Origin of the sequence: Edaphobacter acidisoli (assembly GCF_014642855.1) — a bacterium.
In the GTDB taxonomy this organism is placed as follows: Bacteria; Acidobacteriota; Terriglobia; order Terriglobales; family Acidobacteriaceae; genus Edaphobacter; species Edaphobacter acidisoli.
The window spans coordinates 158,329-169,353 of the sequence record NZ_BMJB01000001.1 but is presented as its reverse complement, the minus strand read 5'-3'; the positions used below and the strand labels follow the sequence as shown (position 1 = coordinate 169,353).

At 57.5% G+C, this 11,025-nt stretch carries 8 protein-coding genes; 3 read left to right on the top strand and 5 right to left on the bottom strand.

Going from position 1 to position 11,025, the window contains the following annotated elements; all coding sequences use genetic code 11:
- Positions 1-101: 101 nt before the first annotated feature.
- Positions 102-803 carry a ThuA domain-containing protein gene (locus IEX36_RS00600; RefSeq protein ID WP_229668579.1) on the bottom strand — a complete coding sequence of 234 codons (702 nt, stop codon included), beginning with the start codon at positions 801-803 and terminating at the stop codon, positions 102-104.
- Positions 804-948: 145 nt separating this feature from the next.
- Between IEX36_RS00600 and IEX36_RS00595 the strand changes: the two genes are divergently transcribed.
- Positions 949-2,043 (top strand): YncE family protein, encoded by a 1,095-nt coding sequence (locus tag IEX36_RS00595; RefSeq protein WP_188757453.1) that lies wholly within the window; start codon positions 949-951, stop codon positions 2,041-2,043.
- Positions 2,044-2,088: 45 nt separating this feature from the next.
- On the opposite strand, the gene IEX36_RS00590 is transcribed toward IEX36_RS00595, so the two are convergent.
- From IEX36_RS00590 to IEX36_RS00580, 3 genes are all read right to left on the bottom strand, one after another.
- Positions 2,089-2,358 carry a hypothetical protein gene (locus IEX36_RS00590; RefSeq protein ID WP_188757452.1) on the bottom strand — a complete coding sequence of 90 codons (270 nt, stop codon included), beginning with the start codon at positions 2,356-2,358 and terminating at the stop codon, positions 2,089-2,091.
- Positions 2,359-2,487: 129 nt separating this feature from the next.
- Positions 2,488-6,399, bottom strand: a complete 3,912-nt coding sequence (locus IEX36_RS00585; RefSeq protein WP_188757451.1) for a TonB-dependent receptor — start codon at positions 6,397-6,399, stop codon at positions 2,488-2,490.
- 292 nt (positions 6,400-6,691) lie between these two features.
- Positions 6,692-7,879, bottom strand: a complete 1,188-nt coding sequence (locus tag IEX36_RS00580) for a substrate-binding domain-containing protein (protein WP_188757450.1) — start codon at positions 7,877-7,879, stop codon at positions 6,692-6,694.
- Between the two features lie 295 nt (positions 7,880-8,174).
- Here IEX36_RS00580 and uxuA point away from each other — a divergent pair, with 295 nt between their 5' ends.
- On the top strand, positions 8,175-9,398 hold the full coding sequence (gene uxuA / locus IEX36_RS00575) for a mannonate dehydratase (protein ID WP_188757449.1): 1,224 nt from the start codon (positions 8,175-8,177) through the stop codon (positions 9,396-9,398).
- Positions 9,383-10,135: an SDR family NAD(P)-dependent oxidoreductase gene (locus IEX36_RS00570; RefSeq protein WP_188757448.1), complete on the top strand. Its 753-nt coding sequence runs from the start codon at positions 9,383-9,385 to the stop codon at positions 10,133-10,135. Before uxuA ends, IEX36_RS00570 begins: the two co-directional genes overlap by 16 nt.
- Here the strand turns inward: IEX36_RS00570 and IEX36_RS00565 are convergent.
- Positions 10,130-11,020 carry an SMP-30/gluconolactonase/LRE family protein gene (locus IEX36_RS00565; RefSeq protein ID WP_188757447.1) on the bottom strand — a complete coding sequence of 297 codons (891 nt, stop codon included), beginning with the start codon at positions 11,018-11,020 and terminating at the stop codon, positions 10,130-10,132. The genes IEX36_RS00570 and IEX36_RS00565 overlap by 6 nt on opposite strands.
- Between the last annotated feature and the right edge of the window lie 5 nt (positions 11,021-11,025).

Below are 11,025 nucleotides of genomic sequence, written 5' to 3'. Positions count from 1 at the left end.
TCGCCTTACCTGAGAGCAGAACGACCAGCCTCTGCTCTCAGGCAGGCCGCATTGGTTTTCAGGCGATACGCATTGCTGGCGAGGCCGGATCACCACAGTTGCTATCGGGATTTTTTGCCGAGCCACAGCAAAGCGCGCGCGAAGAAGGCGTTCTGTTGTGGGTTATCGAAGATCTTGCTGCCATGCCCCATATTCGTGTAGATCATGCGGTACCGAATATTTGTCCATGCGACGGGAATATCTCCGCCGGTAAGCGTGTCCTTAAAGCCAAGAGGATAATTCCCGGGATCTAGCGTTATCAGTACGCGGATATTGGGATTTTTGCGGGGGCTTGGGTTCCAGCTGTACCACTCATTCGCAGGAGAAACGAACTGTCGCGCCAGATCTTTCGTGATGGGTGATGAGGGGTCGTCTACGTCCAGAGTTGCGGGCAGCGGAGGCCAACTGTTTCCGTAGAAAACTGTTCCAAGAAAGTCTGCGAACCAGGGCCAGTCTTCGCGCCGGTCGAGAAAGCCAGCGATGTGAAAGCCCAGCCAGCCACCACCATGATCCATATAATTTTGAAAAGCCACTTTTTGAGCTGCAGTGGACGGGATGTCGTCGAGCCAGATAATCACCTGGTAGTTCTTCAGCGTTTCAGGATTCAGCTTGTTCCAGTCCGTAGTGGTCTCGAAGGAGAAGTGTTTCCGTTGTGACAGCGCCTGAAAGAAGGGAATAGCTTGTTTAGCGAAGTCGACGTGGTCTTGCTCTACGTTCGTGGAATAAAAAGCAAGAACGTGAAAGGCACTCGATTGCGCGCGCATAGGAGTCACAGCACAGGTAACTGTCACGAGTATTCCGACGATGCACATAAGCTTTTTCATGAAATAACTAAGCCTCTGACATGATTCTGGGATCACTATCTTTATAATGTTTGCTAATATAGTCGATGTCTCAAGCTACCTCAATATGAAGGCTGTCAAATTACATCGCAGCACAACGGCTCTCTCTTGCATTCTGATGTTTTGCGCCGTCTTCATATGTCTGCTGGGTAGTAACGCAGCCGCAGCGGATGTTTCGGGACGATTGATCACTAGCGCAGCCATTGCGATAAACCCGGCGACACATAAGGTCTATGCGGTCGATGAAGAGCATAACGCTGTGATTGTTACCGACGAATACACAGGTCTAACCAACAAAGTCGCAGTAGACAAAAGCCCAATTGCGCTTGCTGTTCTACCTGCTCTTAATCGGGTATACGTCGTAAATACGGATAGCAATTCGATCAGCGTGATCGACGGAAGGCGGGACGTTGTCATTGCCACGATCCGGGGCGGTTCTCATCCATACACGATTGCCGCCAACCGGAAAACGAATCAGGTATATGTGACCTATACCTATGACCACATTCTAACTGTGATCGATGGGATAACGGATGCTGCAAGCACTATGAAAACAGGCAGCGCCGACGGCATCGTGATTGATGAGAAGACCAATACGCTATTTCTGACAACCTATGAGGATCCAAATATCAGAATCGTTAATGCCTCAACTGGAAAAGTGCAAAAAGTTCTAGTCGGAGGGCATATTTGGGGCATGGTTTTCGATACGACTGCATCTCGCCTGTATCTTGCCCACACGTCAACCGCCGATGTGCTCAGCCTTGACGAGAAAACGTTGCGGATAGCCAAAATTCCAGTGGGACATATACCGTGCGCACTGGCCTTCAACCCAATCACCCGTAGGCTCTATGCAGTAAATTATGGAGATCATACTTTGAGCGTGATCGACACAGATGCAGCCAGGGCTGTGAAAGAGCTTGGGGTAGGCGATCATCCGCAGGCGGTTATTACGGATGATCGCAGAAACCGCATCTATGTTGCCAACGTGCATGGTAACAGCGTGACAGTTGTCGATGGTTCAAAGAATGTTGTCATCGAAACGTATCAGGCAGGTAACCACCCGTATGCGCTTGCAGTTGATGAAAATACATCACAAGTGTATGCAGCGATCTACGGGGACTCCGCTTCGATTCGAGTAGATACGACGCCTGTTTCTCGATAGGCTCAACCGCTACATGGCCGATTTAGTTCGCCCACTTTGAGTGTCTCAGTCAACAACCGCGGCCTTTCGACCAGAACCGACATTGATAATGCCGAACCACAACCGCGAAGAAGTGGCTGCGGTAGGTGGGGACGAACTCGTAGTCGGCGCCGTCGAAGCTGTGCCAGGGAAGCGCTTGTCGGCGTGAGGCAGGACGACGGAGGTGAAGGCGCGGTCATCGAAGTCTGGGCTGGTGTCACCAGGAGTAGTGGAAGGATAGAAGAGCCAGTTCCGATTGATAGGAATGCGTCGAAGTAGAGCGATCCAACCGCGCATTTGTGTTGTTTCCTGACGTGTCTGTTCAATCCGGCGTGTTTTCTTACAGTACGCTCTGACCGCCGACTCTATCATACGAAGAGCCGGCGGTCAGAGCGGGAATGAATGTTCGAGCCCCTCGATAACAACTTAGAAGGTGAACTCGCCACCGACGAGGATGACACGGGACATACCGGCGGTCTGTCCCTGGTTGAACTCGCCGAAGCTTCCTGCAGCAACGTTTGTCAGAGAACCATTTGCGGTCGATGCCGTGGTCGAGCTCAGCAGGTTGTGGTTCACACCGTAGTAGACGGGGTGGTTGAAGACGTTCATGAACGTGCTGTTGATGTTGAGGTTGTAACGCTCACCGAGCTTGAAGCCCTTGGTAAAGCGCATGTCGAATAGCGCCTCGCGCGGCGAACGTGCTCCGGAGAGGGTGCGGGGAGCGTTGCCAAGTGCGGGGGCTCCCGGAGCACCGGGCGCCGGGCAACTCGTCGCGATACCTTGGGAGTTGACCGTGCAGCCAAAGGCGGCGGGATTGAGGAAGGGAGTAAATCCAGAGTTGAGCGCGTTCTTCTTCCAGTTCTTGTTGAGCAGAGGAACGCCCGGAACGATGTTGGGACGCAGCGTATAACCGGTCGGCAAAGCGTTTGCTACGCAGAACTGGTTGGTTCCGCTTGGATTGCAGCCGTTGGTTCCTTTGGGTGTAACGGATACGAAGTTGCCCACAGTGCCGAGAATGATTGCGTTGGGAAGGCCATCGGCATAGGTGGCGATGCCTGCTGTGGAGATGTTCCCCAGGAGGTTATTGAGGAGGTGGCTGTGGAAGTTGAGACCGTCTTGCGAACCGATGGGGAGATCGTAGGTGTAGCCGATCTTGAGACGGCTGGCCTGATCGAAGCTGGCCACCGCCCATTCGCCGTTGGGATTGGACGGATTCTGCGGAAGAACATAACCGAAGCCGCCGCCGTTCGCGCCGGTGTTGGTGTCAGGGCCGTTGTCGAGCGTCTTCGACCAGGAGTAGTTGGCAAGCACTGAGAGTCCACGGCCAAAGCGCTGGTTCACACTCAGGTACATACCGTTGTATTCCATGGTTCCGCCGCGCGGATACATCTCATTGAGCGATTGGTTGAAGAAATTCTGATAGGGGTTGAGCAGTTGCAGGTTGGTCTCAGAGAGGAGTGCCCCGTTCTGGGTTATGCCCCATGGATTGGGAGCAGAAGCGCCCAGGTTCTGATGCGTCTGGATGGCGTTTGAGATGGTGCCGAGCGAGGGGACGTTGAGCGCGCTGGCAAAACCTCCACCGCCAAACGCCCCGACCAAATTGGTTCCCTTGGCGCCGTTATAGGTGGCCTGCAGAATGGTGCGCGCAGCGGGCTGATATTGGAGTGTAAGGTTCCAGGACTGCGTGTAAGGAACCTTGTTGGTCTGGTTCACATAGACCGGAGCGAGACCGGTGGAGTAGAGGATGGGTCCGCGGTTGCCATTGAGCGCGGTGTAGGCCGAGGTCAGCGGGCCGATGGGGTTGGTGATGTAGTTGACGGTGGAGTTAGGGGTGACGCCGCCATTCTGGTTACCGACCGCCTGCGAGGCGACGTTGAAGTCGGGGTCAGGGATGTTCTCGTAGCCGGTGAGCGGAAGACGCTGGAGCGTGTATGCCGCGCGCACGGTGGTCTTCGACGTGGGTGCATAGGAGAAACCGATGCGAGGCTCGAAGCCTTTGTAGTTGATGGGCCATAGAGTCTTCGGATTGCCGCAGGCTCCAGAGAAGCAGAAGGCGGTGGAGGTAACGAGGCCGTTGAGGTTGCCGGGAACGCCCTGTCTAACATATGCCTGATTGTTGAACTTCTCCATGCGCGGGGTTTCAAGCTCGTAGCGCATGCCAGCGTTGATGGTGAGGTTAGGCAGAATCTTCCAGTCATCCTGGAAGTAGCCGGCGTAGAAGCGCCAGCGATAGTAGCCGGGCACCTCAACAGGAGTATTGGTGAATGCAGAGATCGTACCGAGGATGAACGTGGCGAGCGGAGCTCCGCCGGCAGAGCCGTTATTGGTCTGCCCTGCGGAAAAGCTGTAGCGGCCGCCGGTGGCCCCACCAAGATCGTACTGGTTGGACTGAAGCCAGCGAGTCTCGCCACCGAACTGGAAAAGGTGTTGGCCGTGGGTCCAGGTGATGTCGTCACCGGCGATGAAGTTCTGGTCAACCTGGATGGCCGCGTTAGAGAGGCCCATCTGCATGGTGTACCCCACCCCATTAGCGTTCAGGTTACCGAGGCTTGGGAAGCCGTAGCCGAAGGAGGCTGGTGTGAGGCCGTATGCCGCAGCGTAATCCTTGGAGCGTGTGCTGGGTGGGGCGAGGCGCTGCTGGTTGACGCGCATGAATGAGTAGTGGAAGCCGTTGACGATGTTGCTGGAGAAGACGTGCGTGTAGCCGAGTGCTACGTCATGTGTGTTAGCCGAGTCGGTGGGGACAATGGTCAGCGGATTGGAGGCTGCGACAGCGAAGAATCGCGCCGCACTGACCGGGACGACGGTGTAGCGAACAAACATCTGATTGTTATTGTTGAACTGCTGATCGATACGGATGGAGTAACGGTTGTCGGTGTTGAGAACGCCGCGCTTGTAGGTTGCATTGGTGCCGTCGTTCTGGGGCGTAGCCTGAGCATTATCGAACTTGATGTACGGGCCAGGATTCGTCGGCGTCGGGAACTGCGATAGCACGAACTGCGCGAATTTATTTTGCGCGAGCTGCGCAGAGACATCGTCATTGGCGATGGCACGGATCTGCGATGGACTGGACGGACCGTCAGGGAAACCGTTGGCGTCGACCGGGGACTGGTAATAAATGGAACCGGCGCAAGGGCCTGTGGCAGGGCAGCTGACTCGTGGAGCTGCGAGCGCCGCCGCATAGCCGGAGCTCTTCAGAATGCTCTGGTTGAGAATCGTGAGAGAGTCGTGGAGATGGCCGGCAAGTTCATCGGGCGTTGGAAAGATACCACGGAAGCCGAAGGTGTTCTGCAGGCGGGCCGGCTCTACACCGACGTAGAAGAAGGTTTTGTCTTTGTGGGGATAAATCTTGGGGATCCAGATTGGGCCGCCAACATAGAAACCGTAGTAGTTTTCATGGAGCGCGCTGCGGATCGTGCCACCGTCGGGAAAGGCGTTGAAGTAGGGGTCGGTGTGGCTGTAGGTGATCGCGCCGTGAAAATTGCTCGTTCCTGCCATGCTGCTTTGAACGATAACGCCACCGCCGGTGCGGCCGTATTTGGCCGAGAGGCCGGTGGTGATGACGGTGGTCTCCTGCACCAGGCGTCCGGAGAGATTGACGCCGGTGCGTGCGAGGCTGGGCTGGGTGACGTCGGAGCCATCAACAACGATGGAGCTTGTGCCCGGAGGCGCGCCGCCGACCACGATGCCCGCTCCAGGGGTGACATAGCTGGTATAGGCGCCGGGATTTTCAGTCGAGATGCCACCGGGTTGTAGCGGGTCTCCGACGACGCCGGGCACGAGCAGTGAAGCCTCGAGCGAGCTGCGCTCAGGGTAGGGGAGGCTCTCGACGATGGCATGATCGACCGTGGTAGTGACGTTGGACTCAATCTTTGTGAGCAGGTCCGCATCGGCGTTGACAGTAACGGTCGCGGTGACGGCGCCGGGGGACAGCACGATGTCCAGCGGGGTAGAGCCTACGCCGGAGACGGTGACCGATTTCGTTGTCGTGCGCTCGAAGCCGTTTTTCTGAACAACAACCGTGTAGGCCCCAGGATTGAGCGACTGCACCTGGAAGAGGCCGCTATGGTTGGTGACCGTGGTTTGACGGACGCCGGTGGCCTGGCTGACGATATCCACTTCGGCACCAACGATAACGGCTCCCGAACTGTCGCGCACCGAACCGTTGATGGCCCCCTGGCCTGTCTGCGCGGAGAGGCTGACGGCGAAGACAAGGGCGGCTATGGCAACGCCGAAGAGTGGCCAGGAAATGGAGAACGCCAGGTGTGCGACGGAGCGGAGACGAAAGTCCCGCAGGAGATTTCGCGCTGCTCTCTTGTTTTGTTGATGGACTTGCATAAAACCTCCCGGAAAGCTCAAAGACAACTGCGCCATGAGTAGCTTTGGCTGATCGAATGAGCAGTTTCTATTCGTTGGCGGAAGCATGTGTCAATGACCTGAGCAAGCTAATACGAAGACGGGAGCATATCTCACGATGCAATACAGGTCGCTCAGAGAGCATTTGAGGAAAACAGGTAGAAATTCAAGAAAAATAAGAGAATTTTTACATTTTCTAAGATGCGGCTCTAGTTTCTGAAAGTAGCCGTCGATTTGCACATAACGTCCCACAATACGAGACGCAATTTAAGTATTATTGAAGCTTTCGCTGCGGCTCGATCGTCTCAGGGGCGGATTTCATCCATGCATCATTGGGGTAAATCTTGTCGACGTTCTGCGGCGTGAGCACCTCGTGCTGCACAAAGACTGCAGGCGCTACGGGTCTGTGCTTGAGTATGTCGAGAGCCAGACGGATGATTCGTTCGCCATAGGTCTCTGGGAAGTAGGCAACAGAACAAATGAGGCGACTGGAGGTCCTTCGCATCTCTTCGCGGGCGGCGAGGCTGCCGTCCTGCCCCGCGATAGCGCAGGAACGTTCGATTCCGGCTTCGCGAAAGGCCTGCAACGCGGCGAGCGCGGCGGAGTCGTTTACAGCTCCGATAAGAGCGCGCTCGGGCTTCCTACGGCGAATGTGGCGCCGGACGATATCGAGCGTGGCTTCGAACTGGCCGCCTTTCGTATCATAATGATGCGTGGGGATCCGATGACTAAACGCGCTGACCTCGTTGATACCATCGAGAACTCCGGTGAGCCGGGCATTGAGCAAAGGGCCGGCCGCGTCGACCCCAAGGAGGATGATCTGCTCTGGGCCGTTCTTCCAGGCCTTTGCAGCCCATCGTGCAAGGTGACGTCCTGCCATGCGACCCGCCTTGTAGTTATCTGCGCCGAAGTAAGTGGCGCCTGGATGTGGGATATCGAGCGCAATGAAAGGAATCCGTGCCTCGGAGAACTTGACGGCTATCTGCGCTGCAACGCCAATATTTATCTGCGAGTCGATGACGAGATCGACCTTTTCCGAGACGAAGGTGTCGGCGTTCTGTAGCGCAAAGCGCGGACTGAGGCCGTTGTTGAGGACCAGCAGGTCAATGTTGGCGGCGTTGGCTGCGACGACAAGGCCATCGCTAACGGTGGCTGTGAATGGCAGCAGGCTGGTCTGTGAGCCATAGCCGATGCGGTAACGCTTGGCGCGTGCGGGCTGGACGCAACAGCGATAGCCATGCTTCCCTGCCCTCTCGAGCAGGTGCGTCTCCACCAGGGTTTCAAGCAGGCGGAAGGTCGTCGCCTTGTGAAGTCCGGCACGCGAGGCGACAACGCGCAAGTCGAGGACCTCGGAGGTGGACTGGAATGCGTTAAGGATGGTGACCGCGCGTACAACAGACTGAACCATGTATCCGCGCTTCGCGGCTGTGTTGTTGCGTGGGGACTTCAAGGGTGACTTCATGCGGCTATTCCTCCATGCGCAGCTCCGGAGAGAAGCATACTGTAGTGGCTGCCGGACTTCTGTCGCTCGTGCGAGAGGACTGCCCACAATATGTTTCACGATGCAAAACAGTAGTCCACTGCTGGAACTGCTCTTTCCTGCAATGCTTTTGCCGAATTAGGATCGTGAGGCTTGCAGAACGATCTTCTTCGGAGTCTCGAAGGCCGCATAAGTACGTTATTGCATAGCATGCAAAAAGCGCAAAGAGATGGCCCCCTACAGTGCAGGATGATGGGCGGCTCTGGGAAGGGTGAGGATGTTACTGGAGCAGACCTGGCGTTGGTTCGGGCCCGAGGACCGTGTCACATTGCGAGATGCCCGCGAGACTGGGGCAACGGGCATCGTAGCCGCGCTGCATGAGATCCCGGCGGGTGAAGTATGGCCGGTTGAGACGATTCGAGCGCGTCAGGATGTCGTTCGCGCAGCAAAGCTGGAGTGGAGTGTCGTCGAGAGCCTTGATGTGACGGAGCGCATCAAGATGCGCGCACCGGGATGGCAGCGGGACGTGGATAACTTTGCGCAGTCGGTTCGCAATCTCGCACAGTGCGGCATACGAACAGTGGCATACAACTGGATGCCGCTGTTCAGCTGGATGAGGACGCATCTGCATGAGCCTGCGCCGAAGGGCGGCTTTACGACGCGCTTCAGTGCGACGGCATTTGCCGCGTTTGATCTGTTCATGCTGAAGCGCAAGAGCGCGGAGGAGGAATGGGGCGAGGATGCGATCGCCTCGGCCCATGCGTACTTCAAACGCCTCTCACCGGCCGAGAGGGAGACACTGTGCGAGACGATCCTCGCCGGACTGCCGGGAGGGCATCATCGGCTGACGCTCAAGCAGACCGAGGAGATGCTGCGCGGCTATGCAGGGATTTCGCGAGAGGATGTGCGCGGGACGCTGGCGGAGTTTCTTGAGCGTGTCTGCCCGGTCGCGGAGGAGTGCGGCGTAAGGCTGTGCATTCATCCGGATGATCCGCCACGTGCGCTGCTAGGGCTGCCGAGGATCGTGAGCACGGCGGATGATCTGCGATGGATTCTGGAGCAGCATGACGGCGATGCGAACTCACTGACCTTCTGCACGGGAGCGCTTGGGGTTCGCGCAGACAACGATTTGCGAGCGATGGTTGCGGAGTTTGCGCCGCGGATTGGTTTTTTGCACTTGCGTTCGACGGAGCGGGATCCGGAGATAATTGCAGGCATAGAATCATTCTTCGAGGTCGCACACCTGGAGGGCCAGGCGGATTTGATTGGCATCGCGATCGAAATCATGCGAGAGGTGCGCCGGCGCGAGTTGGGCGGCGACGAGCGCACTCTGCCATTTCGTGCGGATCATGGACAGGAGCTTTTGAACGACCGTGAACGCGGTGCGGCGCCAGGGTATCCGGCGGTGGGACGTTTGCGTGGCCTGGCGGAGTTGCGCGGGGCCTTTACTATGGCTGAACGATGGATGACGAAAGTTGAGCAGGAATGCAGAATTCCCTGAACAAGAATGCCTTGGTCTTCGGTGGAGGTTCGGGTATTGGATGGGCAACAGCCCGGACGATGATGGACCGCGGGGCAACGGTGACGATTGCCGACGTGCGCAGGCCCGCAGAGCACAATCATGCGGCACGCTACATCGACTGCGATGTGCGCGAGGCGGAGCAGGTGTGCGCAGCGGTACGTTATGCGACAGAGCTTGCTCCGCTGGACTGGCTAATCTACAGCACAGGCATTCAACACTATGGGTCTGTAGTGGAGACGCCAGTAGAGGAGTACGACCTGGTGCAGTCGATCAATGCGCGCGGTGCGTTTCTGGCTTGCCGCTCGGCGATTCCTCAGATGCGCAAAGGCGGTGCGATTGTTTTAGTGTCGTCCGTGCAGGCGCTGGCCTGCCAGGAGGGCGTGGCGGCGTATGCGGCGAGCAAAGGAACGCTGGAGGCGTTGACGCGCGCGATGGCGGTGGATCACGCGAAAGATAATATCCGCGTGAATGCAGTGCTGCCGGGAACAGTGGATACGCCGATGGTGCGCTCGTCCGCGGAGAAATTTGGGGGAGCGGACGGGCTTGAACAGAAGCTGCAGCAGTGGGGAGAGAACCATCCGCTGGGGCGCGTGGCGCATGCAGACGAGATTGCTAACCTTATTGCGTTTCTGCTGAGCGACAAGGCCTCCTTTATCACGGGGGCTTCCTATCGTGCCGATGGCGGGCTGCTGGCACAGCTTGCGGTGCGTTTATAGCCGAAGCGGTGTACTGAATGTGCCGCGCACGCTGGTTTCGAAAGAGAAGAGAGAGCCTTCGAGTTCGTTGGGCTGGGCGGCATCGGCAGCAGAGGTGAAGAGAAGAGTCGAGGCATCGCTTGCAGCAAAGGCGCAGGTGGTAGGGTTGCGCACTGGCGTCTCGATGATCCCGGCGATGGAGCCGTCGGGCGCAATGCGAACGATGCATGCACCGCCGAAACGACAGTTCCAGAGATAGCCTTCAGCGTCGATCGAGGAACCATCGGGAAGTCCGCGCGGGAAATCAGCGAAGAAGACCTCTCGATTCGCAAGGAGGCTGCGGACGGGATCGAAGCTGCCGCGATAGAGGCAGTTTGCGAGGGTGTCGCCAAAGTACATGGTCTCGCAGTTGGGCGACCAGGCGAGTGTGTTGACTATTCCGAAGCCGCTTTGCCATTGCTTTGCTTCACTGCCGGAGGCGAGCGAGTAGAGCGCGCCCTCCCATGCGGTGACCTGTGCGGTTGAGCCGTCGGGCTGCACATTGTTCTGCATGGTGCCGAACCAGAGGACGCCAGCGGGGTCGACGCGAGCGTCGTTGCAGCGGAGGGCAGGCCAGCCGGGCAGGCGGAAGAGGATATCTGTCTCCTGGTGGGTGCGGGAGTCCCAGAGGACGATGCGTCCGCCAAGGATAAGCGCGAGCAGATTTTGGTCCGTCGTGAGCGCCACTGCGGTAACAGGCTGGTCGAAGGCCCAGCTTTCGATGCTGCCGCTCGCGAGCAGGCAACGATGGAGCAGGCGGCGGTTGATATCTGTCCAGTAGACGGCGTTCTGCTGCGGATGCCAGACGCAGCCTTCACCGCAGATGTCTTGCGTTGCGGCGAGGCGGCGAATGTGAGGCTGAATCATCCGCG

Coding starts and splice junctions, on each gene's coding strand:
- IEX36_RS00600 (WP_229668579.1), bottom strand. CDS start 803: ATGCGCGCGCAATCGAGTGCCTTTCACGTTCTTGCTTTTTATTCCACG.
- IEX36_RS00570 (WP_188757448.1), top strand. CDS start 9,383: ATGCAGAATTCCCTGAACAAGAATGCCTTGGTCTTCGGTGGAGGTTCG.
- IEX36_RS00595 (WP_188757453.1), top strand. CDS start 949: ATGAAGGCTGTCAAATTACATCGCAGCACAACGGCTCTCTCTTGCATT.
- IEX36_RS00590 (WP_188757452.1), bottom strand. CDS start 2,358: ATGCGCGGTTGGATCGCTCTACTTCGACGCATTCCTATCAATCGGAAC.
- IEX36_RS00585 (WP_188757451.1), bottom strand. CDS start 6,399: ATGCAAGTCCATCAACAAAACAAGAGAGCAGCGCGAAATCTCCTGCGG.
- uxuA (WP_188757449.1), top strand. CDS start 8,175: ATGTTACTGGAGCAGACCTGGCGTTGGTTCGGGCCCGAGGACCGTGTC.
- IEX36_RS00565 (WP_188757447.1), bottom strand. CDS start 11,020: ATGATTCAGCCTCACATTCGCCGCCTCGCCGCAACGCAAGACATCTGC.
- IEX36_RS00580 (WP_188757450.1), bottom strand. CDS start 7,879: ATGAAGTCACCCTTGAAGTCCCCACGCAACAACACAGCCGCGAAGCGC.